Origin of the sequence: Erwinia aeris, from assembly GCF_041224955.1 — a bacterium.
Lineage (GTDB): Bacteria > Pseudomonadota > Gammaproteobacteria > Enterobacterales > Enterobacteriaceae > Erwinia > Erwinia aeris.
Genome location: NZ_JBGFFX010000011.1, coordinates 105138 through 129559, shown reverse-complemented (window position 1 = coordinate 129559; position 24422 = coordinate 105138). Strand labels below are relative to the sequence as shown.

Annotated in this window: 25 protein-coding genes; 12 read left to right on the top strand and 13 right to left on the bottom strand. The window is 57.8% G+C overall.

All coding sequences use genetic code 11. From position 1 onward, the window contains the following. The first annotated feature begins 185 nt into the window (after nt 1–185). From nudF to parE, 5 genes are read left to right on the top strand one after another with little or no spacing between them, the layout of a single operon-like run. Complete coding sequence (gene nudF / locus AB6T85_RS17390; protein WP_253458226.1) at nt 186–821, top strand: ADP-ribose diphosphatase; 636 nt, start codon at nt 186–188, stop codon at nt 819–821. Beyond that, the gene (locus AB6T85_RS17385; protein ID WP_253458229.1) at nt 818–1243 is read left to right on the top strand and encodes a DUF1249 family protein; all 426 of its coding nucleotides are present in this window, start codon (nt 818–820) and stop codon (nt 1241–1243) included. Before nudF ends, AB6T85_RS17385 begins: the two co-directional genes overlap by 4 nt. A 37-nt stretch (nt 1244–1280) precedes the next feature. Then, nucleotides 1281–2105: a 3',5'-cyclic-AMP phosphodiesterase gene (cpdA, locus tag AB6T85_RS17380; RefSeq protein ID WP_369896268.1), complete on the top strand. Its 825-nt coding sequence runs from the start codon at nt 1281–1283 to the stop codon at nt 2103–2105. Nucleotide 2106: 1 nt separating this feature from the next. Further along, a complete protein-coding gene (gene yqiA / locus AB6T85_RS17375) occupies nt 2107–2685 on the top strand; it encodes an esterase YqiA (RefSeq protein ID WP_125287208.1) in 579 nt (192 codons plus the stop codon). Between the two features lie 46 nt (nt 2686–2731). Continuing rightward, the gene (gene parE, locus AB6T85_RS17370) at nt 2732–4627 is read left to right on the top strand and encodes a DNA topoisomerase IV subunit B (RefSeq protein WP_253458236.1); all 1896 of its coding nucleotides are present in this window, start codon (nt 2732–2734) and stop codon (nt 4625–4627) included. 46 nt (nt 4628–4673) lie between these two features. Here parE and AB6T85_RS17365 read toward each other — a convergent pair whose 3' ends face one another. Genes AB6T85_RS17365 through AB6T85_RS17350 form a run of 4 tightly spaced genes read right to left on the bottom strand, consistent with a single transcriptional unit; the run spans nt 4674 to nt 8621 of the window. Beyond that, on the bottom strand, nt 4674–5681 hold the full coding sequence (locus AB6T85_RS17365) for a transketolase family protein (RefSeq protein WP_253458239.1): 1008 nt from the start codon (nt 5679–5681) through the stop codon (nt 4674–4676). A 1-nt stretch (nt 5682) separates the two neighbouring features. After that, on the bottom strand, nt 5683–6516 hold the full coding sequence (locus AB6T85_RS17360) for a transketolase (RefSeq protein ID WP_369896267.1): 834 nt from the start codon (nt 6514–6516) through the stop codon (nt 5683–5685). A 12-nt stretch (nt 6517–6528) separates the two neighbouring features. Continuing rightward, nucleotides 6529–7827: an MFS transporter gene (locus AB6T85_RS17355; RefSeq protein WP_369896266.1), complete on the bottom strand. Its 1299-nt coding sequence runs from the start codon at nt 7825–7827 to the stop codon at nt 6529–6531. 44 nt (nt 7828–7871) lie between these two features. After that, nucleotides 7872–8621 (bottom strand): SDR family NAD(P)-dependent oxidoreductase, encoded by a 750-nt coding sequence (locus AB6T85_RS17350; protein WP_253458248.1) that lies wholly within the window; start codon nt 8619–8621, stop codon nt 7872–7874. A gap of 195 nt (nt 8622–8816) precedes the next feature. Between AB6T85_RS17350 and AB6T85_RS17345 the strand changes: the two genes are divergently transcribed. Next, nucleotides 8817–9725 (top strand): LysR substrate-binding domain-containing protein, encoded by a 909-nt coding sequence (locus AB6T85_RS17345; protein WP_253458250.1) that lies wholly within the window; start codon nt 8817–8819, stop codon nt 9723–9725. A 368-nt stretch (nt 9726–10093) separates the two neighbouring features. Here the strand turns inward: AB6T85_RS17345 and AB6T85_RS17340 are convergent, their stop codons facing one another. Then, nucleotides 10094–10399, bottom strand: coding sequence for a putative quinol monooxygenase (locus AB6T85_RS17340; protein WP_253458253.1), 306 nt, complete (start codon nt 10397–10399; stop codon nt 10094–10096). Between the two features lie 32 nt (nt 10400–10431). Further along, nucleotides 10432–11010: an NAD(P)H-dependent oxidoreductase gene (locus AB6T85_RS17335; protein ID WP_125287216.1), complete on the bottom strand. Its 579-nt coding sequence runs from the start codon at nt 11008–11010 to the stop codon at nt 10432–10434. A 228-nt stretch (nt 11011–11238) separates the two neighbouring features. Between AB6T85_RS17335 and parC the strand changes: the two genes are divergently transcribed. The 3 genes from parC (at nt 11239) to ftsP (ending at nt 15889) form a co-directional block, all read left to right on the top strand. Further along, the gene (gene parC, locus AB6T85_RS17330) at nt 11239–13512 is read left to right on the top strand and encodes a DNA topoisomerase IV subunit A (RefSeq protein WP_369896265.1); all 2274 of its coding nucleotides are present in this window, start codon (nt 11239–11241) and stop codon (nt 13510–13512) included. Between the two features lie 135 nt (nt 13513–13647). Continuing rightward, nucleotides 13648–14385, top strand: a complete 738-nt coding sequence (locus AB6T85_RS17325) for a 1-acylglycerol-3-phosphate O-acyltransferase (RefSeq protein ID WP_253458259.1) — start codon at nt 13648–13650, stop codon at nt 14383–14385. An 88-nt stretch (nt 14386–14473) separates the two neighbouring features. After that, the gene (gene ftsP / locus AB6T85_RS17320) at nt 14474–15889 is read left to right on the top strand and encodes a cell division protein FtsP (RefSeq protein ID WP_253458262.1); all 1416 of its coding nucleotides are present in this window, start codon (nt 14474–14476) and stop codon (nt 15887–15889) included. Between the two features lie 123 nt (nt 15890–16012). Here ftsP and AB6T85_RS17315 read toward each other — a convergent pair whose 3' ends face one another. Both AB6T85_RS17315 and dkgA read right to left on the bottom strand, forming a co-directional pair. Continuing rightward, entirely contained in the window at nt 16013–16282 is a 270-nt protein-coding gene (locus tag AB6T85_RS17315; protein ID WP_253458266.1) for a YdgH/BhsA/McbA-like domain containing protein, read from the bottom strand. A 408-nt stretch (nt 16283–16690) separates the two neighbouring features. Next, nucleotides 16691–17515, bottom strand: coding sequence for a 2,5-didehydrogluconate reductase DkgA (dkgA, locus tag AB6T85_RS17310; protein ID WP_125287221.1), 825 nt, complete (start codon nt 17513–17515; stop codon nt 16691–16693). A 264-nt stretch (nt 17516–17779) separates the two neighbouring features. Between dkgA and AB6T85_RS17305 the strand changes: the two genes are divergently transcribed. Next, nucleotides 17780–18673, top strand: coding sequence for an AraC family transcriptional regulator (locus tag AB6T85_RS17305; RefSeq protein WP_125287222.1), 894 nt, complete (start codon nt 17780–17782; stop codon nt 18671–18673). A 36-nt stretch (nt 18674–18709) separates the two neighbouring features. On the opposite strand, the gene AB6T85_RS17300 is transcribed toward AB6T85_RS17305, so the two are convergent. Both AB6T85_RS17300 and metC read right to left on the bottom strand, forming a co-directional pair. After that, complete coding sequence (locus AB6T85_RS17300) at nt 18710–19366, bottom strand: DedA family protein (protein WP_253458269.1); 657 nt, start codon at nt 19364–19366, stop codon at nt 18710–18712. Between the two features lie 90 nt (nt 19367–19456). Continuing rightward, nucleotides 19457–20659, bottom strand: a complete 1203-nt coding sequence (metC, locus tag AB6T85_RS17295; protein ID WP_369896264.1) for a cystathionine beta-lyase — start codon at nt 20657–20659, stop codon at nt 19457–19459. Nucleotides 20660–20902: 243 nt separating this feature from the next. On the opposite strand from metC, the gene exbB reads away from it, so the two are divergent. After that, nucleotides 20903–21628 carry a tol-pal system-associated acyl-CoA thioesterase gene (gene exbB, locus AB6T85_RS17290; protein WP_253458276.1) on the top strand — a complete coding sequence of 242 codons (726 nt, stop codon included), beginning with the start codon at nt 20903–20905 and terminating at the stop codon, nt 21626–21628. Between the two features lie 5 nt (nt 21629–21633). Beyond that, nucleotides 21634–22056: a TonB system transport protein ExbD gene (gene exbD / locus AB6T85_RS17285; protein WP_253458280.1), complete on the top strand. Its 423-nt coding sequence runs from the start codon at nt 21634–21636 to the stop codon at nt 22054–22056. 87 nt (nt 22057–22143) lie between these two features. On the opposite strand, the gene AB6T85_RS17280 is transcribed toward exbD, so the two are convergent. From AB6T85_RS17280 to AB6T85_RS17270, 3 genes are all read right to left on the bottom strand, one after another. After that, on the bottom strand, nt 22144–22656 hold the full coding sequence (locus tag AB6T85_RS17280; RefSeq protein ID WP_369896263.1) for a hypothetical protein: 513 nt from the start codon (nt 22654–22656) through the stop codon (nt 22144–22146). Further along, nucleotides 22619–22822, bottom strand: a complete 204-nt coding sequence (locus AB6T85_RS17275; RefSeq protein ID WP_369896262.1) for a hypothetical protein — start codon at nt 22820–22822, stop codon at nt 22619–22621. Before AB6T85_RS17275 ends, AB6T85_RS17280 begins: the two co-directional genes overlap by 38 nt. 146 nt (nt 22823–22968) lie before the next feature. Further along, nucleotides 22969–24288, bottom strand: coding sequence for an MFS transporter (locus tag AB6T85_RS17270; protein WP_253458282.1), 1320 nt, complete (start codon nt 24286–24288; stop codon nt 22969–22971). Nucleotides 24289–24422: the final 134 nt, after the last annotated feature.

The window sequence follows — 24422 nt, the reverse complement described above, 5'->3', positions numbered from 1 at the left end:
TATGGTAGCGCTGTCGTAAGCCAAAAAAATTATCGCCGATTCTACCAGAGTAAATGAAAGAGATAAGTTGGCTGAAAGTGCCATGTTGCCACAATTTACTCAATTTAATCATTAAGAACTACACTCTGGGCGGATTTCAGCACTCTTTTCCCGCTTTCGCCACCACCCTTACAGGAGCGTAAACCGTGAGCAGCGACAAAAAATACCCGGTGACTTTCACAAAAAACGATGTAGAAATTATTGCACGTGAGCCGTGTTATAAAGGTTTTTTTTCACTCACTCGTTATCGCTTTCGCCATCGGCTGTTTAACGGCGGCATGAGTAAAGAAGTCACCAGAGAGGTTTTTGAGCGCGGCCATGCCGCCGTCCTGCTGCCTTACGATCCGGTGAGCGATCGGGTGGTATTGATTGAACAAATCCGCATTCCCGCTTTTGACAGCAGCCCGACGCCCTGGCTGTTAGAATTGGTGGCCGGTATTATAGAGCCGGGCGAAACGCCGGAAGACGTTGTCCGGCGCGAAGCGGTAGAAGAAGCCGGGATCAAACCCGCCCGCGTGAAGCCGGTGCTCAGCTACTTAGCCAGCCCCGGCGGCACCAGCGAGCGGCTGGAGATTCTGGTAGGCGAAGTGGATGCCAGCGTGGCGCAGGGAAACCACGGTCTGGAGGAAGAGAATGAGGATATTCTTGTGCATGTGGTCAGCCGCGAACAGGCTTACCGCTGGGTGGAAGAGGGGAAAATAGACAACGCGGCCTCCGTCATCGCTTTGCAATGGCTGGAGCTGCATCATAAAAAACTAAGAGACGAGTGGAAAAACGAATGATAAAGCGCTACGTGCCTGATTTCCCTGAAATGATGCGGCTGTGCGAGACCAATTTCGCGCAGCTGCGTCGGCTGCTGCCGAAAGAAGATCGGGCGGGCGAGTCAGTCACCTGGCAGGTCAACGATGCAAGTTATACGGTGACTATCCAGGAATCGACGCGTTACACTACGCTGGTGGAAATCAAACAGACCGCGCCCGCCGTCAGCTACTGGAGCCTGCCCGCCATGTCCGTGCGGCTCTACCATGACGCAATGGTGGCGGAAGTGTGTTCGACACAGCAGATCTATCGCTTCAAAGCGCGCTATGATTATCCGAATAAAAAGCTGCATCAGCGTGACGAAAAGCATCAGATAAACCAGTTTCTTGCAGACTGGCTGCGCTACTGTTTAGCGCATGGCGCAATGGCCGTTCCGGTGTGGTGAGCCTCTGCCGCGACGGCATTAACCCTAAGGATTGTGATTGGATAGCCTGTTAAAACTTCCTGTGGCGAATGGTCGGGCAAGGGTATTACAGATAACGGACACCCATCTTTTCGCCGGTAAACATGAAACGCTGCTGGGCGTGAACACCTGGGCCAGTTTCGATGCGGTGCTGCAGGCGATTTCCGCCTGTGAAGAGCCGTTCGATCTGATCGTCGCGACCGGCGATCTGGCGCAGGATCACAGCGTGGAAGCCTATCAGCATTTCGCTGAGGGCATCGCGCGTCTGCCCGCGCCGTGCGTCTGGCTGCCGGGCAACCACGATTTTCAGCCTGCGATGTTCAACACGCTGGCCGAAGCGAAAATCGCTGACGAAAAGCATGTACTGCTGGGCGAGGAGTGGCAGATCGTGTTGCTGGACAGCCAGGTTTTCGGCGTGCCGCACGGCGAGCTGAGCGACTATCAGCTGGAATGGCTGGACAAAGCGCTGGCGAAGGCGCAGGAGCGCCATACGCTGGTGCTGCTGCATCACCATCCGCTGCCGTCGGGCTGCACCTGGCTCGATCAGCACAGCCTGCGCAATTCGCATATGCTGGAGGCCGTGCTGCAGCGCTATCCACTGGCGTCGACGCTGCTCTGCGGGCATATTCATCAGGATCTGGATTTGAACTGGAACGGACGCCGCCTGCTGGCGACGCCGTCGACCTGCGTGCAGTTCCGACCGCACTGCACCAACTTTACTATCGATTCCGAAGCGCCGGGCTGGCGCTGGCTGGATCTGTATGCGGATGGCCGGGTGGAAACCCGCGTTGAGCGCCTGACGACGCGCGCCTTCAGCCCCGATCCCGACTCCGAAGGATACTGAGATGGCCACGCTGATCTACCTGCACGGTTTCAACAGCTCGCCGCAGTCGGCTAAAGCGACGCAGTTCCGGCAGTGGCTGGCCACGCGGCATCCGGAAATCCAGGTTATTGTGCCGCAGCTGCCGCCTTACCCGGCGGACGCGGCGCTGATGCTGGAAAGCCTGATCATGGGATTATCGGGCGAAGCCGTGGGGATCGTCGGCTCGTCGCTGGGCGGCTACTATGCGACGTGGCTCTCGCAATGCTTCATGCTGCCAGCGGTGGTGGTCAATCCTGCGGTGCGGCCTTTTGAGCTGTTGGTGGATTATTTGGGTCTGAATCAGAACCCGTACACCGGGCAGCAATATGTGTTAGAGTCACGCCACATTTACGATCTGAAAGTGATGCAGATTGACCCGTTAGAGTCGCCGGATTTGCTCTGGCTGCTGCAGCAAACGGGCGATGAAGTGCTCGATTACCGCCAGGCTGTAGGCTACTACAGCGCCTGCCGTCAGACGGTTGAAGAGGGCGGAAATCATGCTTTTATCGGATTCGAACGCCATTTCTCCCCGATCCTGGACTTTTTAGGCCTCGCTGCCTGAAGCGGGACGTGGGGCTCACTCATTTACAGCCATCAAGATTGATACAATGACTCAGTCCAGCTATAACGCTGATTCCATTGAGGTACTCAGCGGCCTTGAACCCGTTCGCCGCCGTCCGGGCATGTATACCGATACGTCGCGTCCTAACCATTTAGGTCAGGAAGTGATCGACAACAGCGTGGATGAAGCGCTGGCGGGCCATGCCAAACGCGTCGAAGTGATCCTGCACGCCGATCAGTCGCTGGAAGTGATTGACGACGGTCGCGGTATGCCGGTCGATATCCATCCCGAAGAAGGCGTACCGGCCGTTGAACTGATCTTCTGTCGCCTGCATGCGGGCGGCAAATTTTCTAACAAGAACTACCAGTTTTCCGGCGGCCTGCACGGCGTGGGCATCTCGGTGGTAAACGCGCTGTCGACGCGCGTGGAAGTCACCGTGCGCCGTAATGCCGAAGTGTATGAAATGGCGTTTGAAAACGGCGACAAAGTGCAGGATCTGCACGTCACCGGCACGGTCGGCAAACGCAACACCGGTACGCGCGTACGCTTCTGGCCGGACCCGTCGTTCTTCGACAGCCCGCGCTTTTCGGTATCGCGCCTCAGCCATCTGCTGAAGGCGAAAGCGGTGCTTTGTCCGGGCGTGGAAATCGTCTTTAAAGACAAAGTGAACAATACCGAGCAAAGTTGGTGCTACGCCGACGGCCTGACGGACTATCTGGCGGAAGCGGTTAACGGCCTGCCGACGCTGCCGGAAAAACCTTTTGTCGGCTCTTTTGCCGGCGATATCGAAGCGGTGGACTGGGCGCTGCTGTGGCTGCCGGAAGGCGGCGAGCTGCTGACGGAAAGCTACGTCAACCTGATCCCGACCATGCAGGGCGGCACGCACGTCAACGGCCTGCGTCAGGGCCTGCTGGATGCGATGCGCGAGTTCTGCGAATACCGCAATATTCTGCCGCGCGGCGTGAAGCTGTCGGCGGAAGATATCTGGGATCGCTGCGCCTACGTGCTGTCGGTGAAAATGCAGGATCCGCAGTTTGCCGGTCAGACCAAAGAGCGACTCTCTTCCCGCCAGTGCGCGGCCTTCGTCTCTGGCGTGGTGAAAGATGCCTTCAGCCTGTGGCTGAACCAGAACGTGCAGGCGGCGGAAATGCTGGCCGAGCTGGCGATTTCCAGCGCCCAGCGCCGGATGCGTGCGGCGAAAAAGGTGGTGCGTAAAAAGCTCACCAGCGGCCCGGCGCTGCCCGGCAAGCTGGCGGACTGTAGCGCGCAGGATCTGAACCGCACGGAACTCTTCCTGGTGGAAGGGGACTCCGCAGGCGGATCGGCCAAGCAGGCGCGCGATCGTGAATACCAGGCGATCATGCCGCTGAAAGGCAAGATCCTCAACACCTGGGAAGTCTCTTCGGACGAGGTGCTGGCATCGCAGGAAGTACATGATATTTCCGTCGCTATCGGTATCGATCCCGACAGCGAAGATATGAGCCAGCTGCGCTACGGCAAAGTCTGTATCCTGGCCGATGCGGACTCCGACGGTCTGCATATCGCTACGCTGCTTTGTGCGCTTTTCGTGAAGCACTTCCGCACGCTGGTGAAAAACGGGCACGTCTACGTGGCGATGCCGCCGCTTTACCGCATCGATTTGGGTAAAGAGGTTTACTACGCGCTGGATGAGGAAGAGAAAGCGGGCATTCTGGATCAGCTGAAGCGTAAAAAGGGCAAGCCGGGCGTGCAGCGCTTTAAAGGCCTGGGCGAGATGAACCCGCTACAGCTGCGTGAAACCACGCTGGATCCCAATACCCGTCGCCTGGTGCAGCTGACCATTGACGACGACGACGTGGAACAGACGCTGGCGGTGATGGATATGCTGCTGGCGAAGAAACGCTCGGAAGATCGCCGCAACTGGCTGCAGGAAAAAGGCCATATGGCGGAAATCGAGGTTTAATCCTGCCTGAACTCGGCCCCGAAGCGCAACGCTTCGGGGCTTTCCGTTACCCTTCCAGCCAGCTTGTAATCTGCGTAACCATCGCCGCCGTCGAAATACCGTAGCGATCGTGCAGCGTCGGCAGTGCGCCCGCCGCCAGAAAAGCGTCCGGCAGGGCAATCTGTCTGAATTGCGGCGTCACGCCGTGCCGCATCAGCGTCGCCGCTATCGCTTCGCCCAGCCCGCCGGTAATGGAGTGGTTTTCCGCCGTGATCACCAGCCGGTTCTCGTTCACCGCTTCGCCCGCCTCGCGCAGGATGGTGGCCTCGTCCAGCGGCTTGATCATCGGCGAATGCACCACGCCAACCTCGATGCCTCTTTTCTCCAGCGCTTCTGCAGCTTCCAGCGCGCGCATGGTCATCAGCCCGCTGCTGATAATCACCGCATGTTTGCCGCTGCGCAGCCGTTGCGCCTTGCCGTGGCGATACTGATAGCCATATTTATCCAGCACCAGCGGCACTTTGCCGCGCAGCAGGCGCATATAGACCGGGCCGCTATGCTCGGCTATGGCGGGCACCGCCTGGCTGATTTCCAGCGCGTCGCAGGGATCGATAATGGTCAGATTCGGCATCCCGCGAAAAATAGCCAAATCCTCGGTCGCCTGATGGCTCGGCCCGTAGCCGGTGGTCAGGCCAGGCAGCGCGCAGGCGATTTTGACGTTCAGGTTCTCTTCCGCTATCGCCATACAGATAAAATCGTAGGCGCGGCGCGAGGCAAACACCGCATAGGTGGTGACAAAAGGCGTAAAGCCTTCCCGCGCCATGCCCGCTGCGGCGCTCATCAACAGCTGCTCCGCCATGCCCATCTGAAAAAAGCGTTCCGGGAAGGCTTCGGCAAACAGATGCAGATCGGTGTATTTGCTCAGATCGGCCGTTAAGCCAACGATATCAGTGCGCTGGCGCGCCAGCTCTACCAGCGCATGGCCGAAAGGGGCCGACTGCACGGGCTGACCTTCTGCGGCGATGGAGGCGATCATAGCGGACGTGGTCAGGCGTTTCTTTGTTGCGGTAGTCATGTTATTCCCCTTGCTCAAGCGCGGTGAGGGCTTTGTCCCATTCGTCGGCATCCACGCGGATAAAGTGCGTTTTTTCGCGCGTTTCCAGGAAAGGCACGCCTTTACCCATTTTGGTATCGCAGATAATTACGCGCGGCTGCGGTTCCGGCCAGGCGCGCGCGGCGTCAAAGGCGGCGGTCAGTGCGGCGATATCGTTGCCGTCCACGCGCTGCACGTGCCAGCCAAAGGCCCGCCAGCGATCGACAATCGGCTCAAACGCCAGAATTTCCGAACTGTGGCCGTCGGCCTGTTGATTGTTGACGTCGATCAGGGCGATCAGGTTATCCAGCCGCCAGTGCGAGGCCGACATCGCCGCTTCCCAGGTCGAGCCTTCATTCAGCTCGCCGTCGGAAAGCAGGTTATAAACAAAGGAAGCGGAGCCTTTGCTTTTCAGCCCCAGGCACGCGCCAACCGCAATGCCTAAGCCGTGCCCAAGCGAGCCGCCGGTGATCTCCATACCGGGCGTATAAGCGGCCATGCCGGACATCGGCAGGCGGCTCTCGTCGCTGCCATAGGTTTCGCGCTCGGCCTCGGGCAGCACGCCCGCTTCCAGCAGCGCGGCGTACAGCGCAATAGCGTAGTGGCCGATAGAAAGGTAAAAACGGTCGCGCGCTTCCCATTCCGGCTCCTCAGGACGAAAATTGAGCGCGTGAAAATAGCTGACGGCCAGCAAATCGGCAGCGCCTAACGCCTGGCCGATATAGCCCTGACCCTGGACCTGTCCCATTAACAGCGCATGACGACGGATATTGTTTGCGCGCTGTTTGAGCGTAAGTGTGGCAGAAACGCTGTTCATCTTATCTCCTGATTAACGGTTAACGTCTGCTGCGCGAATACGCAGCACGCAGAGCGCGCCGAGCAGTAAAACAGCAGCAATAAAGTAGATGCCCGAAGCGGGCGAACCGGTGGCGGTGGTGATAGAACCGATCAGCCACGGTGAAAAGAAGCCCGCCAGATTCGCGATACAGTTCACCGCGGCAATGCCTGCCGCCGCCGAGACGCCGCCGAGCAGGTTGGTCGGCAGCATCCAGAACAGGGAAGAGGCGGAAAGGATGCCGGCGGCGGCCACGCAGAGGAAAAACAGCGAGGCCGGTACGCTGTGACCCAGCGACGTCGCCAGCGTCAGCCCGACCACGCCGATCGCCATGGGCACGATCAGATGCCAGCGCCGCTCGCGATGCCGGTCGCCGCTGCGGCCCGCCATCAGCATAAAAATGATGGCGCAGAGATAGGGCAGGCTGGTCAGCAGGCCAATATGCAGCGGCTCGCGGATGCCGGAATTCCTGACCAGCGTCGGCAGCCAGAAGGTCAGCGCATACTGGCCCATCACCACACAAAAGTAGATCAGCGCCAGCAGCCACAGCCGCCTGTCGGCCACAAAAGCTTTCACCGTGCCGTGATGCGCTTTTTGCTGATTATCCTCATCCAAATCGGCACGCACCATGCGCTTTTCGCTCTCGTCCAGCCAGGGCGCCTGCTCAACGCGATCCTTGAGCACCATCAGCACCACAAAGCCCATCAGCATGGTAGGAATCGCTTCCAGTACGAACATCCACTGCCAGCCTGCCCAGCCGTGAAAACCGGCGAAGGCTTCCATAATCCAGCCGGAAAGCGGGCCGCCGATCATGCCGGAAAGCGGGATCGCCACAAACCACAGCACCGTCATGCGGGCGCGGCGATGCGAGGGGAACCAGTAGGTGAGATAAAGCAGCAGGCCGGGCGCCAGACCGGCTTCGGCCACGCCGAGAAAAAAGCGCAGCAGATAAAACTGCCAGGCCGTTTCCACAAAGGCGAACAGGCCGGAAATCAGCCCCCAGGTAATCATGATGCGGGCAATCCAGCGGCGTGCGCCGACGCGATGCAGGATGAGATTGCTGGGCACTTCAAAAAAGAAGTAGCCGATAAAGAAAATACCCGCCCCCAGGCCGTACACCGTTTCGCTCAGGGCCAGATCGTCCATCATTTGCAGCTTGGCGAAGCCGACGTTAACCCGGTCGAGATAGGCGCAAAGATAGCAAAGCATTAAAAACGGCATCAGCCGCCAGGCGATTTTGCGATAGGTCGCATCGCGCGCGACGGTCGTCGCGCTGAGATTAAGCGTTGTCATACTCTTCACTCCCGGAGTGAAAGAAGCCTGCTGGAAGGAGCCGATCAGTGGATCAACATGCCGCCGTTAACGTCCAGCGTGATGCCGGTCAGGTAGCTGGCGAGATCGCTGGCAAGGAACAGCGCGGCGTTAGCCACGTCGTCTGCCGCGCCCAGGCGGCCAAGCGGGATGCCGTCGATAATGGCGTGACGCCGCTCGTCCTGCAGCAGGCCGCCGGTAATATCGGTCTGGATCAGGCCCGGCGTCAGCGCGTTGACGCGGATCTGGTCCGGGCCAAACTCGCGCGCCATCGCTTTGGTTAAGCCCAGCACGCCCGCTTTCGCCGCGCTGTAGTGCGGGCCGCCGAAAATGCCGCCGCCGCGCTGGGCGGAAACGGAAGAGAGGCAAACAATACTGCCGCCGCCTTGCTGCTGCATGGTTGGGATCACCGCCTGTGACATCAGCAGCGTGCCGCGCAGATTGACGTCCAGGATACGGTTATAGTCTTCGATGCTGATTTCCAGCGTTTTTACCGGCTGCGTAATGCCTGCGTTATTTACCAGCACGTCGATGCGGCCAAACTCGCTGACCACGCGGGAAACGGCCTGGCGCACCGCAGCGGGATCGGTGACGTTGGCCGCCAGGCCCAGATGACCGGCACCCAGCTCTTCAGCCGCATGTCGCGCCGCGTTCTCATCCAGATCCAGAATCACCACCTGCGCGCCGTGACGGGCGAAACAGGCGGCGGTGGCACGGCCAATACCGCGTTGAGAGGCGGCGCCCGTAATAATCGCAACTTTATTTTTCAGCAACATAATCCACTCCGTAATAATCTTTTTTAGTGGTTCGGTATCGCTACCGGCAGGGTCACATTCAGAATTGGAAATTACGGCTAAACTGGCAATGCAAAAAAATTCATTTGATGCTGAATAGAAAGATGGATTTGATGCAGTTAACATTTCTCGCGGAAAAAAGCGGGCATCTGTCACAAAATTCATTTAAGGAGCCGCATGGAAAAACACGCAGATTTTTGCCCTTCGATAAAATCGCTCAGGATTTTTGAAGAAGTTGCGCATTACGGCAATGTGGCGCGTGCGGCGGAAGAAGTGAATATTACCGCCTCTGCTGCCAGCCATCAGCTGGCAAAACTGGAAAAAGAGCTGGGCTGCCTGCTGTTCAACCGCTCGCCCAAAGGCATGACGTTAACGCTGGCCGGTGAAAACTATCTGAAAGAAATCAGCCCGTTGCTGCTGGGGCTGACCCAGGCCAGCACCCGTCTCGGTAATGAGAAAGCGCGCAGCGCGCTGCGCATTCACTGCGCGCCCAGTTTTGGTTTGCTCTGGCTGCTGCCGCGCCTGCATAAATTCCGCGAGCGCTATCCTGCAATACAGGTCACGCTTTCCTGTTCCTACGAAAATTTATCTTTCAGCCGTGACAATATTGATATTGCGGTGCGCCACGGCTTTCCCGACTGGAAATCACTGGAAGTTAAAACCATCCGCCATGAAAAAATGTCGGTATTAGCATCGCCCGATTATTTGATTAAGCATCCGGTCGCGACGCCGGCGGAATTAATTAATCATGCGCTAATCCTTTCCGAGTCGCCTTTAATTCAGTGGCCGCAGTGGTTTGCCGCGATGCAATTAGCGCAGCCGACCAAAGACTGGCTGTTTCGCTTCGATCGTTCTTATATGAGCCTGGAGGCGGCAAGGCTGGGGCACGGTGTGGTGTTTGAAAGCGAGCTGCTGGCGGCAGAATATTTGCGTAGCGGCACGCTGGTCAGGGTGTTTGGCGACGAATGCAGCCTGCCGGTGAACGCGCATCATCTGGTTTGGCCGCGCGGCTTTGCCCGCTTTCCCCGCGTAAGCCATTTCCTGCAGTGGAGCAGCGAGCAGCTGGAAGCATCGCCACCGGCGTGACCTTGCCGGGCAGCCCCCGAACGGTATCGATAATAGAGCGGACGGCGCGGCTATCGCTATGACGGCAAGCCACAAAAAAAGGGGGCGAACCCGGTTCGTCCCTTCAGACTGCTGACAAAGCCAGCGGGTTCGTGCGGACTGAATTTTTTTACAGCGAAACGGCAGCTTCGCAGCAGCAGTGGCTGAGCGGATAAGCGGACCGTTTTCGCGCATGGACGCGCGAAACGAGCCCCCACGGATGGGTTTACGGCGTGTCCGTGTTCCGATCTGCCTCTGCTGCTTTCCACCGACCCGCACGCGACTTGATGACAGTGGATGAGTTTGTCAGCAACCTCAAGGGACGAACCCGGTTCGTCCCTTCTTACTCTTTACGCCGGTTCCAGCACGAAAATCCTCACGTCCAGCACGTCATCTTTAATGCGGCCGCGGTGCTGCTCCATATGCGCGGCCTGCTGATGCCGTTCCAGATGCCGTAAGGAATCCCACTGCTCGACCATAAACACCGAGTCGGGCGAGTTCTGTTTCCACGGCACCTGCGCCTGGTGATCCACCAGCATCCGGTAGCTGCCGCAGCCTTCTTCCTCTAACACCGTCGGGATTACTTGTTCAATCGCCTGCATGACCGCACGGCGGCGGCCGGGCCTGACACAAATTTCAGCAATCACGGTGAGCATGGTCTTTCCTTTTAAGAGAACGGTCTTAACAGTTAAGCAAAGATCTGGCCCAGATGTGTCCGATAACGCTCGATATCGCGTGGGACATCCGGCTGCTTGATCACATCGTTGCAGATAAAGGTCGGCAGCGCTTCCATTCCCAGGAACTGATTCGCCTTGTGGAAGTGCAGGTAAAGCCCGTCCACGCCCACGCCTTCAAAGAACTGGTCGGGATCGGTAAAGGCTTCCAGCGGCGCGTTCCACGTCAGGGAAAGCATATATTTTTTACCCTGAACCAGCCCGCCGGAACCATACTTCTTCGAGGCGTCGGAGCGCGTGCGGCCGTCGCTGGCGTACAGGGTGCCGTGGCCTTCGGTAAAGACCTCATCGATATATTTTTTCAGGATCCACGGTTCGCCCATCCACCAGCCCGGCATCTGATAGATAACCGTGTCGGCGGCCAGATATTTTTGGATCTCGTCGGCCACCACGTAGCCGTTGTCCACCACGGTAACGTCAACCTGATGACCGGCTTCGCGCAGGTAAGTCGCGGCCACGTCGGTCAGCGTATGGTTCAGCTCGCCTTTGGAATGGGCAAAGGTTTTTCCGGCGTCAATAATAAAAATGCGCATCTTCTTCTCCAGTATTCAAAACTGGCCTCAGTGTACGCGCGAAGGCAGGGGTTAAAAATGAGTTTTTGATCACAATACTTTTGCGCTGTGAGCAATAATCACGCCACGCAGGAAAGCGTATGCCGTCACGGTTATCTGTGACAGAAGCGGCCCGGATAAGGTACTATTCCCGCCAAACGGCCCCGATGTGGCGTGCCCGTGACGCCATGATGTGAGGAACAAAAAGTAATGAGCGATTTGACTCAGGATGGGGCAGAGCGTCGCGCTCTGCATAAGTTTACGGAAGAGGCCTATCTCAACTATTCCATGTACGTCATCATGGATCGTGCGCTTCCGTATATCGGCGATGGCCTGAAGCCGGTGCAGCGCCGTATCGTCTACGCGATGTCGGAGCTGGGCCTGAACAACAGCGCCAAGTTTAAAAAATCGGCCCGTACCGTGGGCGACGTGCTGGGTAAATATCATCCGCACGGCGACAGCGCCTGTTATGAGGCGATGGTGCTGATGGCGCAGCCTTTCTCTTACCGCTATCCGCTGGTGGACGGTCAGGGAAACTGGGGCGCGCCGGACGATCCGAAATCCTTTGCGGCGATGCGTTACACCGAGTCACGCCTGTCAAAATATGCCGAGCTGCTGTTAGGCGAGCTGGGCCAGGGCACCGTGGATTACGTGCCGAACTTTGACGGCACCATGCAGGAGCCGGCAATGCTGCCCGCGCGCCTGCCGAATATCCTGCTTAACGGCACCACGGGGATTGCGGTGGGGATGGCGACGGATATTCCGCCGCACAACCTGCGCGAAGTCGCCAACGCGGCCATCAAGCTAATCGATGCGCCGAAAACCACGCTCGATGAGCTGCTGGATATCGTGCAGGGGCCGGACTATCCGACCGAAGCGGAAATCATCACGCCGCGCGCCGAGATCCGCAAAATCTATCAGAACGGCCGTGGCTCCGTGCGTATGCGCGCGGTGTGGAAGAAAGAAGAGGGCGACGTGGTTATTACCGCGCTGCCGCACCAGGTTTCCGGCGCGCGCGTGCTGGAGCAGATAGCCGCGCAGATGCGCAATAAAAAGCTGCCGATGGTGGAAGACTTGCGCGATGAGTCCGATCACGAAAGCCCGACGCGTCTGGTGATTGTGCCGCGCTCCAACCGGGTGGATATGGAACAGGTAATGAACCATCTGTTCGCCACCACCGATTTGGAAAAAAGCTATCGCATCAACCTGAATATGATCGGGCTGGATAACCGTCCGGCGGTAAAAAACCTGCTTGAAATCATCAGCGAATGGCTGGTTTATCGCCGCGACACCGTGCGTCGCCGCCTGAATTTCCGGCTGGAAAAAGTGCTGAAGCGCCTGCATATTCTGGAAGGCCTGCTGGTCGCCTTCCTCAATATCGATGAGGTGATCCACATTATCCGCAGCGAAGACGAGCCGAAGCAGGTGCTGGTTTCGCGCTTCGGCATCAGCGAAACCCAGGCGGAAGCGATCCTGGAACTGAAGCTGCGTCATCTTGCCAAACTGGAAGAGATGAAGATCCGCGGCGAGCAGGACGAGCTGGGCAAAGAGCGCGACCGTTTACAGGGCATTCTGGCTTCAGAACGTAAAATGAATACGCTGCTGAAAAAAGAGCTACAGGCCGACAGCGAAGCCTATGGCGACGATCGTCGTTCGCCGCTGCGCGAGCGCGAAGAGGCCAAAGCGATCAGCGAAAACGAGCTGGTGCCGTCCGAGCCGGTGACTATTGTGCTGTCGCAGATGGGCTGGGTGCGCAGCGCCAAGGGACACGATATCGATCCGGGCGGCCTGAGCTATAAGGCGGGCGACAGCTATCGCGCGGCGGCGCGCGGCAAGAGCAACCAGCCGGTGGCCTTTATCGACTCCACCGGTCGTAGCTATACGCTCGATCCGGTGACGCTGCCTTCCGCGCGCGGGCAGGGCGAGCCGTTGACCGGCAAGCTGACGCCGCCGCCGGGCGCGGTGGTGGAGCAGGTACTGATGGAGGCGGACGATCAGAAGCTGCTGCTGGCGTCGGATGCGGGCTACGGCTTCGTCTGCACCTTCAGCGATCTGGTGTCGCGCAACCGTGCCGGTAAAGCGCTGCTGACGCTACCGCAGAATGCCAAAGTGATGACGCCGCAGGCGATCCATCACGAGGACGACCTGCTGCTGGCGATCACCGCCGCAGGCAGGATGCTGATGTTCCCGGTGGCCGATCTGCCGCAGCTGTCCAAAGGCAAGGGCAACAAGATTGTCTCAATCCCGGCGGCGGAAGCGGCGGCGGGCGACGACAAGCTGGCCTGGCTGCTGCTGCTGACGCCGCAAACCGCCATCACGCTGCACGTCGGCAAACGCAAGCTGACGCTGCGACCGGAAGACCTGCAGAAGTTCCGTGCCGAGCGCGGCCGTCGCGGCACGCTGCTGCCGCGTGGCCTGCAGCGTATCGATCGGGTAGAGGTGGACGAGCCTGCACGGCCTGAGGCCAGTGAAAGCGAAGAGTGATCCGGGCCGCGCCGCGCGGTGAAAAGCAGCATAGCCTGCTGATTTCAGGATATACTTCACCCGGCGCGCCCGATAAGGCGTAATGCCGGAGCGCCTGCCTTAAGGCGTCTCCGGCCCGGCAATAATGAGGATGTGATGCTGTCAATTTTTCGGATCGTCGTGACGATCGTTTATTCAATCCTGGTGTGCATTTTCGGCTGCATCTGGTGTTTGTTCAGTCCCCGTAATCCCCGCCACGTGGCGACGTTTGGCCATCTGTTCGGTCGCCTGTCGCCGCTGTTTGGTCTGAAGGTGGAAATCCGCAAGCCGGCAGGGGCGGAAAACTATCCTAATGCGATCTACATCGCCAACCATCAGAACAACTACGATATGATCACGGCGGCAAAAGTCGTACAGCCAACCACGGTGACGGTAGGCAAAAAAACGCTGCTGTGGGTGCCGTTCTTTGGCCTGCTTTACTGGCTGACCGGCAACCTGTTGATCGACCGTGACAACCGCAACAAAGCGCACGGCACCATTAACCAGCTGATCGACCAGTTTAAAAAGAAGAAGATCTCCTTCTGGATGTTCCCGGAAGGGACGCGCAGCCGTGGACGCGGGCTGTTGCCGTTTAAAACCGGCGCGTTTCACGCCGCTATGGCCGCAGGCGTACCTATTATTCCTATCGTGGTCAGCAATACGCACGATAAAATTAAGCTGAACCGGCTGCATAACGGTCTGGTGATCATTGAGATGCTGCCGCCGATCGATACCGCCGCCTTCGCCGACCAATCCGTGCGCAAGCTGGCGACCCATTGCCGCGAGCTGATGATGGAGAAGCTGGCTGAACTCAACGCGGAAGTCGCCGCGCGGGAAGCCGCAGGCGAAAAGTAAACCGATCGCCTCGCGGTCGGCACACGGCAAACAATCATAAAAAATGGATAGCGGCCCGCCGGGCCGCATTTTGGGTTACGGAGTTTTTATGTCCTTCAGTCGACGTCAGTTTATTCAGGCATCGGGCATAGCGCTGTGCGCCAGTGCGCTGCCTGCACGCGTACACGCCGCAGGGCCGGGTAATCCTTTGCCGGTGCCGCCGCTTATCGAATCCCGCCGTGGACAGCCTATCTTTTTGACGCTGCAACGCAGCCACTGGTCGTTTACCAGCGGCAGCAAGGCGCAGGTGTGGGGCTTTAACGGGCTCTACCTGGGGCCGACGGTCAGGGTCTGGAGCGGCGATGACGTCAAGCTCATCTACAGCAACCGGCTGAACGAAGCGGTGGCGATGACCGTTGGCGGGCTTCAGGTGCCGGGCGCGCTCGCCGGCGGCGCGGCGCGCATGATGTCGCCTGGCGTCGACTGGGCGCCGGTGATCCCGGTGCGTCAGGCCGCCGCGACCTGCTGGTATCACGCCAACACGCCTGGTCATATGGCGGAGCACGTTTACAACGGCCTGGCGGGTATGTGGCTGGTAGAAGACGAGGTCAGCAAAACGCTGCCGCTGCCGAACCACTACGGCGTGGATGATTTTCCGCTGATTATTCAGGACAAGCGTATCGATAACTTCGGTTCGCCGGACTACAGCCCGCCAGCTAACGGCGGTTTTGTGGGCGATACCCTGCTGGTGAACGGCACGCAGAATCCCTATGTGGAAGTCTCTCGCGGCTGGGTACGCCTGCGGTTGCTTAACGCTTCAAACTCGCGTCGCTACCAGCTCGCCATGAGCGACAAGCGGCCTTTTAACGTCATCGCCAGCGATCAGGGCTTTTTGCCCGCGCCTGTGGCGGTGCAGCAGCTTTCTCTGGCGCCGGGCGAGCGCCGGGAAATCCTGGTGGATATGAGCCAGGGCGACGAGGTATCGATCACGGCGGGTCAGGCGGCAGGCATTGTCGACAGGCTGCGCGGGCTGTTCGAGCCGTCGAGCATTCTGACCTCGACGCTGGTGCTGACGCTGCGTCCGACCGGCCTGCTGCCGCTGGTGACCGACACGCTGCCGATGCGTCTGCTGGCCGATCAGGTCATCGAAGGCGGCGTCAGCCGTACGCGCGAATTCCGTCTGGGGGACTCGGAGCCGGGCATCAACGGCGCGTTGTGGGATTTGGGCCGCATCGACGTCCAGGCGCAGCAGGGCAGCTTTGAACGCTGGATTATTCATGCCGACCTGCCGCAGGCGTTTCATATTCAGGGCGTGATGTTTTTGATTAAGAACGTCAACGGCGCACAGCCGATGGCGGAAGATCGCGGCTGGAAGGATACCGTCTGGGTTGACGGCAGCGTGGAGCTGTTTGTCTCCTTTACGCAGTCCTCTTCCGATCACTTCCCGTTTGTCTACTATAGCCAGACGCTGGAAATGGCCGATCGCGGAACGGCGGGCCAGCTGCAGGTACAGCCGGCGCCGTAGCGTAAAGCGCTGGTTGACCAGAGCGGCCAGCCAGCGAGGTTTTGCAAGGATCAAGTCAGTCGGCGCGCCCGACGGGAACCAAAGAAAGCGGGGCGAATTAAGGCAGGGAGGGCTGAGGAACGATTATTTCTTTTCCAGTACGATAGCCGTACCGCGCCAGTGGCTGGAATTGCCAGGACGGTCCAGCGAGGTAATATACATATATTCGCCGCCTTTTTTATCCACTTCCGTGCGCAGTGCCTCAAGCGCTTTTGATTTTCCACCCATCACGTTAGAAATGGATACGCGTTCTTTTTTAACGTAATTATCCAGTTCGTTACGCGGCACGATCTGTGCGGCAAAAGCGGAACCCGTCATCAGCAACAGCAGGGCAGCCGAAATAATCTTTTTCATTAAGCTTCTCCAGTAAATTAATCAGAAATATTTTCGGATTCAGTATACTGATTTTGTGAGCAATATAATTCGGTTATTAATAATAAGAAATACCGGTTTGATTAGCTAAACCTATTATAAATACTACCAATGCATTATTTTTTAAATTTGGCGTAAACATTTATTAGCAAATTAAATTTACCTTGCTGTATTTGTTCGCTTTTCAGAGGAGGGTAAAGTCTTTGCCGCTGCCGGCGCTTAATAATAATATTAACATTATTCAGAAAAAATAATGAAGGTGGTTTATCTGAGGTTTAAATTAACAGGGCATTACGTAAACAGTTCTTGTTTCTTAATGCATGATAAAGGCAGGTCGCGCGTCAAAAAGGCGGCCGCCCGTCTGTTTTCTGTCAACGGGCGGCCGGGCGCTTAGTTCAGCTCGTCAGGGTTGGGGCCAAGACGGTTGCCGGCATCCAGCGAGGCGATTTCACTGATTTCCGGTTTTTCCAGGCGGAAATCGAACACTTTAAAGTTTTCTTCAATGCGGGAAGGCGTGACCGATTTCGGGATCACCACCAGGCCGCTGTCCAGGTGCCAGCGAATAACAATCTGCGCAGGCGTCTTGCCATATTTTTTCGCCAGCGTTTTGATCACGGCCTGATCGAACACGCCTTTACCACCCTGCGCCAGCGGGCTCCAGGATTCGGTCTGGATCTGATGCATGGCGTTCCAGGCGTGCAGCGTGCGCTGTTGCAGCATAGGGTGCAGCTCGATCTGGTTGATCACCGGACGCACGCCAGTTTCATCTATCAGCCGTTTCAGGTGCGCTTCCTGGAAGTTACAGACGCCGATGCTTTTAGTCAGCCCCTGTTTTTGCAGCTCGATCATCGCTTTCCAGGCGTCAACGTAGTTGTCCTTCGCCGGGCAAGGCCAGTGCATCAGATAGAGATCGACGCTTTCCAGCTGCAATTTCTTCAGGCTGGTTTCCAGCGCCTGCGGCGCGTTCAGCTGATCGTCATTCCACAGCTTGGTGGTCACGAAGATATCGTCGCGCGCGACCGACGTTTCCTGTAGCGCCTGACCGATGCCCTCTTCGTTTTTATAGATGGCGGCGGTATCGATCGAGCGATAGCCCACATCGAGCGCTTTCAGCGCAGCCTGACGCGCTTCGTCAATGCTTGCCTGCCAGACGCCCAGGCCGAGCTGGGGCATCATATTGCCATCGTGAAGCTTGATTACGGGTTGCTCTGCCATTGTTCTCTCCTTTGCAGCCAGGGGGGCCGACGCCTCTGCGCCGGCAAGTAACGCTAAGTCTGGTTAAGACTGCTGGTCTTAGTTTAGTTGAAATTATTAACCCTTTGCGCAATTCGGATTATTGAGCCAATAGCCAGCGTAGCGGCCAGTCCCGGTATATATCCTGCCCGTTTCTGCTTTCTTCTTGCCTGTTTCTCCAGGAGGCTGGACGATTACGCCAGGCTTCGGCATGATGCCAGCTCTGCTTTTTTTCAGGTGAACACCATGGATCGCACTATGCTGTGCGCCCGGCTTGCCCGCCAGGTCGTGCAACTGATCGACGCAAAACCGGATGTGCAGACGCTGCTGCCCGATATCCGGCTTTTCCACGCCAGCCAGCCCAGCGGGCGCACGCCGGTGCTCTATTCCTCCGGTATCGTGATCCTGTTTCAGGGCAGAAAAACCGGCTATCTGGGCAACCACGTTTTCCATTACGACGCCACGGAATACCTGATGCTGACCGTGCCGCTGGCGGTAGAGTGTGAGACGTTTGCCACGCCGGAAGCGCCGCTGGCGGGCATGCTGCTGAATGTCGATCCGGTTAAGCTCCAGGATCTGCTGATTGATATTGGCGATGACGACAGCTTTCAGCCGCAGCCGCAGACGCGCGGCATTCACTCGTCGCCGCTGACCGAGCCGATGCTGTGTGCGGCGGAACGTCTGCTGGATGCGATGGCGGATCCGCGCGACGCGCGCGTGCTTGGCCCGCAAATCGTGCGGGAGATCCTCTATCACGTGCTGCTGGGGCCGTGCGGCGGCGCGCTGATGGCGCTGGTCAGTCGGCACACGCAGTTCAGCCAGATAGCGCGGGCGCTGCGGCGCATCGAGCATCACTATACCGACAACCTGAGCGTGGAGCGGCTGGCGGCGGAGGTGAATATGAGCGTCTCCGCCTTTCATCACAACTTTAAAGCCGTCACCAGCACCTCGCCGTTACAGTATCTGAAAAGCTACCGACTGCATCAGGCGCGAATGCTGATGCTGCATGAAGGCCTGAAGGCCAGCGCGGCGGCGATGCGGGTCGGCTATGAAAGTGCCTCGCAGTTTTCCCGCGAGTTTAAGCGCTATTTTGGCGTCACGCCGGGGGAAGAGATCGGCAGAATGCGTCAGATGGAATAAGAGGGCCGCCGGGCGACCCTCGGAAGGCGGGGTGCGCTAAGCGACTTTTTTCCGCTTAAAGAACAGCGCGAGGCTGCCAATCAGGCCGATGCAAAGCAGCGCCAGCGGCAGGATCATCAGAATGGACATCACCTGATCCTCATGGCGCTTGATAAAGGGCACCTGGCTTATCGCATAACCCAGCGAGACCAGGATGCCGACCCACAGCAGGCCGCTGAGCCAGTTAAAAAACTGGAAGCGCGTCTGCGTCAGGCCGGAAATGCCCGCCATGGTCGGCAGCAGCGTCCGCACGAAGGCCAGAAAGCGGCCAATCAGCAGCGCCATCAGCCCGTGCCGGTGAAACAGGCTCCAGGCGCGCTGGTGATACTGCGCGGGCAGGTGCATCAGCCAGCCTTTGACCAGGCGGGTATTGCCCAGCCAGCGGCCCTGCAGGTAGCTCAGCCAGCAGCCCAGGCTGGCCGCCAGCGTCAGGATGGCAACGGTAGGAATAAAGCCCATCACGCCCTTGGCGATCATCGCGCCGGCCAGCAGCAGTAAACTGTCGCCGGGCAGAAAGGCGGCGGGCAGCAAACCATTTTCCAGCAGCAGCGTGAGAAACATAATTCCGTAAACGATCCAGATTACATCGGGATTGGCGAGGGCAGCAAAATCCTGATGCCAAAGCGCCTGCACAATCTCATGGAGTACCGCCATTTTTTATCCTGTTTACCGCATCAATAGCACTAGTGTACTCGTAAATGGCCTGTCACAACGTGGTACAGGCCAGAGCTGTTGCCTTTTTGTTTAATTTTTTGACGATCCCGCGACGCGCGCGAAACCGTCGGCCAAATCCGCCAGCAAATCGTCAACGTTTTCCAGCCCGATATGCAGCCGGATCAGCGTGCCGCTGAAGTCAACGCCGCCTGCCGGACGGATGGCGGCCAGCTCGTCGGGCTGGTTTGCCAGAATAAGCGATTCAAAACCGCCCCAGGAGTAGGCCATGCTGAAATGTTCAAAGTGGTCGAGAAAATCCGCCAGCTGCCGATCGCTCAGCCGCGCCTTCAGTACAAAGGAGAACAGGCCGCTGCTGCCGGTAAAATCCCGCCGCCAGAACTCGTGGCCCTTGCACTGCGGCAGCGCCGGATGGTTAACCACGGCCACTTCCGGGCGCTCGGCCAGCCAGCGCGCGACCCGCAGCCCGCTTTCTTCGTGCTGGCGCAGACGTACTGCCAGCGTGCGCAGGCCGCGGCTGGCCATATAGGCGGTGTCCGCGTCCACCATTTGCCCCATCAGATAAGAGTTTTCACGCAGCTGCGCCCAGCAGCGTTCGTTGGCGACGGCGGTGCCGATCATCGCGTCGGAATGACCAATCAGATATTTAGTCCCGGCCTGAATGGAAATATCGATACCAAAATCCAGCGCGCGGAACAGAATGCCCGCCGCCCAGGTGTTATCGATCATAATGACCGCTTCCGGCGCTTTGGCCCGCACGGCCGCCACGATGGCTGGAATGTCCTGCACTTCCATCGTAATGGAAGCCGGCGATTCCAGAAAAACCACCCGCGTTTCCGGCTTCACCAGGTCGCCGATTTCCGCGCCGGCGGTATGGCTGAACCAGGTGGTGGTCACGTTCATTTTACTGAGGATTTTGCTACAGAAATCCTGGGTCGGTTCATAGACGGAACCGGCCATCAGCACGTTATCCCCGGCGGAAACAAAAGCGAGAATGGCATTGGCGACCGCCGCCGCACCGCAGGGATAAAGCACGCAGCCCGCGCCGCCCTCCAGCTCGGTCATGGCTTCCTGCAGCGAGAAATGGGTCAGGGTGCCGCGACGACCATAAAACAGTTCGCCTTCCGCTCGCCCGGCCGTGGCGCGTTTCTTCTCGGCCACGCTGTCGAACACCAGCGAGGAGGCGCGCTGAATAACGCTGTTAACGGAACCCTGGGTATAGCGTTTGCGGCGGCCGGCGCTGATTAACGCCGTTTCAATATGTTTACTGGTCATCGGTCTGCTCGGTTTAAGGATCTCGCTTAACGTTAACACGGCTGGCGGCGGGGCGAAATTCGTCATCCCGCTACGTGACAAAGTTTCAGGAAAAACCCTGGCGATAAAAAGGAGATGGCGGGAAAAGTGTAAAAAGTATTGCGTTAAGGGTAAATAGTAATGATAACTACTATCAATTCGGGTTCGATTTGGTATGATCCGACCTGTATTTTCGCTATCGGTAACTGACGTTGGAGAGACAGCGTGACGAATGATTTGATGCAGACGGACCTCTCCGTCTGGGGCATGTATCACCATGCGGACATCGTGGTAAAAGTGGTAATGATCGGTCTGCTGCTGGCTTCGGTCGTTACCTGGGCCATCTTCTTCAGCAAAAGCGCAGAGCTCAGCTCGGCGAAACGCCGCCTGAAGCGCGAGCAGCAGGCGCTGGCGGGCGTTCGTTCCCTGCAGGAAGCGAGCGATATCAGCGCCACGTTTAACGCTAACAGCCTGACCACGCAGCTGTTGAAAGAAGCCGAAAACGAACTGGAGCTGTCGCAGCAGTCCGCCGACAACGACGGCATTAAAGAGCGTACCTCGTTCCGTCTGGAGCGCCGCGTCGCCTTCTTCAGCCGCCACGCCGGTCGCGGCAATGGTTTTCTGGCTACTATCGGTGCTATCGCGCCGTTTGTTGGCCTGTTCGGCACCGTTTGGGGCATCATGAACAGCTTTATCGGTATCGCCCAGACGCAGACCACGAACCTGGCGGTAGTTGCGCCCGGCATCGCAGAAGCGCTGCTGGCCACGGCTGTCGGCCTGTTCGCTGCGATTCCGGCCGTAGTGATCTACAACGTCTTTGCCCGTACGATCGCCAGCTATAAAGCCTCGCTGGGCGACGTCGCCGCGCAGATTATGCTGCTGCAAAGCCGCGATCTGGATCTGGCCGCCAGCGCGCCGCAGCATCCAACGCAGAAGCTGCGGGTAGGGTAAGCGTCATGGCCATGCGATTAAATGAAGATCTCGATAGCAACGGCGAAATGCATGAAATCAACGTTACGCCGTTTATCGACGTGATGCTGGTGCTGCTGATTATCTTTATGGTCGCTGCGCCGCTGGCTACCGTTGACGTTCGCGTCAATCTGCCAGCCTCTACCAGCAAGCCTCAGCCGCGCCCGGAAAAACCGGTCTGGCTCTCAATCAAAGCGGATAAACAGCTGTTTATCGGCAATGAGGCGGTGACGCAGGAAACGCTGCTGTCGGCGCTGGAAAGCCAGACGCAGGGCAATAAAGACGCCACTATCTTCTTCCAGGCGGATAAATCGGTGGATTACGAAACGCTGATGGGCGTGATGGACAAGCTGCGTCAGGCGGGCTATCTGAAGATTGGCCTGATGGGCATGGAAACCGTCGCGAAATAATCGGCATCAGAAAATAAAAAATCCGTAACGATCGTTGCGGATTTTTTTTGCCTGGTTCTTAAGAAGGCCTGAACCAAAGGTAATTTATTATAAAAACTTACCCTTAGCTAACTTAATACGCCCGATCACACCGGAGCGTATCCGATCAAGATTTACCGGCCCCTTACCTTTTCCGGTACGGCCAATATACTGATCATGATTCAGCACAAATTCAATGACGGCCACGTCATGCGGATTAGCTGCCGGAAAACTACCTGGCTGAAAAGTAACGATAACCAGAGGATCCTGCATTGCTCTCTTTGCTTCGTTAGTCGTCGCGGTGGCATCGTTCTGAACACGCCCATGATAAAGATGAGCATAAGCCTCAATAAATCTGCCCTGACCATCGTATGCAGAAGACTTTAGTCTTCCCCACGCCTGGTCCTGGTCGTTTTGATAAATTTCGATATAGCCCTGGCATCCCCATAAGACGGCAAGGTCGTACAGGTGTCGGGCGAAGGGAGAAATTCTCGCAGGACTGAAGCCAAAGTAATTACTGTTCTGGGTGAACAGGTTGGATTGACTAACGCGCGAAATGAATTTTTTGGGAAGTGTGCTCACGTTCTTCCTTTAACGGTTCTCCGTTTTCATCCAGGCCCATATTACGGAAAAAGTTAGCACGTCGTTCAGCCTGAGTAGCGCCATGGAGTGGCGTGTGACCGGCATCGCGTGAGCGTTTAATGAGTCCGGTAATAACCTTTGCGTTGTCAGGTACGTAAGTTTTCATGGTACCTCCATCAATAGATATCTGACAGATTAACCAAAAATGGGGAAGAGATCGAGCAAATCCTGACCGATTTCAACGGGGGAAGCTTAACTCAGGCAACAGAAACAGGCGGCCGTAGCCCTTGCGCCACGGCCGCGCCTGCGGCGCTACATTTGCGCCACAGGCTCGCTGGTCTGGCGGGTTTGATACTGCTGCACCAGGCGTTTGATCAGCAGCGTGCCGAGCAGGCCGCAAACGGCAGCGAAGGTCAGCCAGACGCCGGGCATCGCCTTGTCGCCGGTGGCGTGGATCAGATAGCTGGACATCGCTGGCGTAAAGCCGCCGAACAGCGCCGTCGCCAGGCTGTAGGCCAGCGAAAAGCCGGTCGCGCGCACCTCTGCGGGCATCACTTCCGCCAGATAGACCACCATCGCGCCGTTATAGCTGGCGTAGAGAAACGACAGCCACAGCTCGGCCTCCAGCAGATGAGAGAAGGTTGGCGAGCCGACCAGCCAGTGCAGCACCGGCCAGGCGGTGGCGATCATCAGTACGGTAAACAGGATCAGCAGCGGACGACGGCCGTAGCGGTCGGAGACGGCGCCCATAATCGGCAGCCAGATCAGGTTTGACAGGCCGACGCACAGCGTCACCAAAAAGCTCTGCTTATCGCTCATCATCAGCACCGTTTTCCCAAAGGTCGGGGTAAACGCGGTGATCATATAAAACATCACGGTGGTGGTAACCACCATCAGCATGCCTGCCAGCACCAGCGCCCAGTTGCTGGCGACGCCGCGCACGATCTGACGCATGGAAGGGTGCACCTTACGCTGGCTGAAGGCTTCGGTCTCTTCCAGCATTCTCCTGACCCAGAACAGGAAAGGCACAATCAGGCAGCCGATGAAAAAGGGAATACGCCAGCCCCAGTCGGTCACCTGATCTTTCGCCAGCAGATGGTTCAGCCCCAGGCCCAGCAGCGCGGCGAAAATCACGGCGACCTGCTGGCTGCCGGACTGCCAGCTGACAAAAAAGCCCTTGCGGTTTTTCGGCGCGATCTCGCTGAGATAGACCGAAACGCCGCCCAGCTCCACGCCCGCCGAGAAGCCCTGCAACAGACGGCCCAGCAGGATCAGGATTGGCGCCGCCGCGCCCAGCGTGTTGTAGCCCGGCACGATAGCAATGGTTAAGGTGCCGATCGCCATCAGGCCCAGCGTCAGCAGCAGCCCTTTACGCCGTCCGTGATGGTCAATATAAGAGCCGAGGATAATCGCGCCCAGTGGCCTCATCAGGAAACCTGCGCCGAACGTCATCAGCGTTAACATTAGCGAGGCGAAAGGATCGTCACCCGGAAAAAAGGTTTTGGCAATCGCCGTGGCGTAGTAACCAAACACCATAAAGTCGTACATTTCCAGGAAGTTGCCGCTGGTCACATTGAAGATGGTGCGGGCGCTGCCCTGCGGCTTTTTCGCCGAAGAAGAAAAAGATGTCATAGCCTGTCCTTTCAGTTTTTCTTATCTTTTATCGCGCCCGCGCGGACATTAATGTGACAGGCATCACCGTTAAGGCGCCGGATGTATACGTATTGGTAACAAATAATTAACAATGCACTATCCGGGGGCAAACC

Bases quoted from the DNA above. Each gene is read 5' to 3' on its own strand.
- AB6T85_RS17385 (WP_253458229.1), top strand. From the start codon at position 818: ATGATAAAGCGCTACGTGCCTGATTTCCCTGAAATGATGCGGCTGTGC.
- yqiA (WP_125287208.1), top strand. From the start codon at position 2,107: ATGGCCACGCTGATCTACCTGCACGGTTTCAACAGCTCGCCGCAGTCG.
- parE (WP_253458236.1), top strand. From the start codon at position 2,732: ATGACTCAGTCCAGCTATAACGCTGATTCCATTGAGGTACTCAGCGGC.
- AB6T85_RS17365 (WP_253458239.1), bottom strand. From the start codon at position 5,681: ATGACTACCGCAACAAAGAAACGCCTGACCACGTCCGCTATGATCGCC.
- AB6T85_RS17360 (WP_369896267.1), bottom strand. From the start codon at position 6,516: ATGAACAGCGTTTCTGCCACACTTACGCTCAAACAGCGCGCAAACAAT.
- AB6T85_RS17355 (WP_369896266.1), bottom strand. From the start codon at position 7,827: ATGACAACGCTTAATCTCAGCGCGACGACCGTCGCGCGCGATGCGACC.
- AB6T85_RS17350 (WP_253458248.1), bottom strand. From the start codon at position 8,621: ATGTTGCTGAAAAATAAAGTTGCGATTATTACGGGCGCCGCCTCTCAA.
- AB6T85_RS17345 (WP_253458250.1), top strand. From the start codon at position 8,817: ATGGAAAAACACGCAGATTTTTGCCCTTCGATAAAATCGCTCAGGATT.
- AB6T85_RS17340 (WP_253458253.1), bottom strand. From the start codon at position 10,399: ATGCTCACCGTGATTGCTGAAATTTGTGTCAGGCCCGGCCGCCGCCGT.
- AB6T85_RS17335 (WP_125287216.1), bottom strand. From the start codon at position 11,010: ATGCGCATTTTTATTATTGACGCCGGAAAAACCTTTGCCCATTCCAAA.
- parC (WP_369896265.1), top strand. From the start codon at position 11,239: ATGAGCGATTTGACTCAGGATGGGGCAGAGCGTCGCGCTCTGCATAAG.
- AB6T85_RS17325 (WP_253458259.1), top strand. From the start codon at position 13,648: ATGCTGTCAATTTTTCGGATCGTCGTGACGATCGTTTATTCAATCCTG.
- ftsP (WP_253458262.1), top strand. From the start codon at position 14,474: ATGTCCTTCAGTCGACGTCAGTTTATTCAGGCATCGGGCATAGCGCTG.
- AB6T85_RS17315 (WP_253458266.1), bottom strand. From the start codon at position 16,282: ATGAAAAAGATTATTTCGGCTGCCCTGCTGTTGCTGATGACGGGTTCC.
- dkgA (WP_125287221.1), bottom strand. From the start codon at position 17,515: ATGGCAGAGCAACCCGTAATCAAGCTTCACGATGGCAATATGATGCCC.
- AB6T85_RS17305 (WP_125287222.1), top strand. From the start codon at position 17,780: ATGGATCGCACTATGCTGTGCGCCCGGCTTGCCCGCCAGGTCGTGCAA.
- AB6T85_RS17300 (WP_253458269.1), bottom strand. From the start codon at position 19,366: ATGGCGGTACTCCATGAGATTGTGCAGGCGCTTTGGCATCAGGATTTT.
- metC (WP_369896264.1), bottom strand. From the start codon at position 20,659: ATGACCAGTAAACATATTGAAACGGCGTTAATCAGCGCCGGCCGCCGC.
- exbD (WP_253458280.1), top strand. From the start codon at position 21,634: ATGGCCATGCGATTAAATGAAGATCTCGATAGCAACGGCGAAATGCAT.
- AB6T85_RS17275 (WP_369896262.1), bottom strand. From the start codon at position 22,822: ATGAAAACTTACGTACCTGACAACGCAAAGGTTATTACCGGACTCATT.
- AB6T85_RS17270 (WP_253458282.1), bottom strand. From the start codon at position 24,288: ATGACATCTTTTTCTTCTTCGGCGAAAAAGCCGCAGGGCAGCGCCCGC.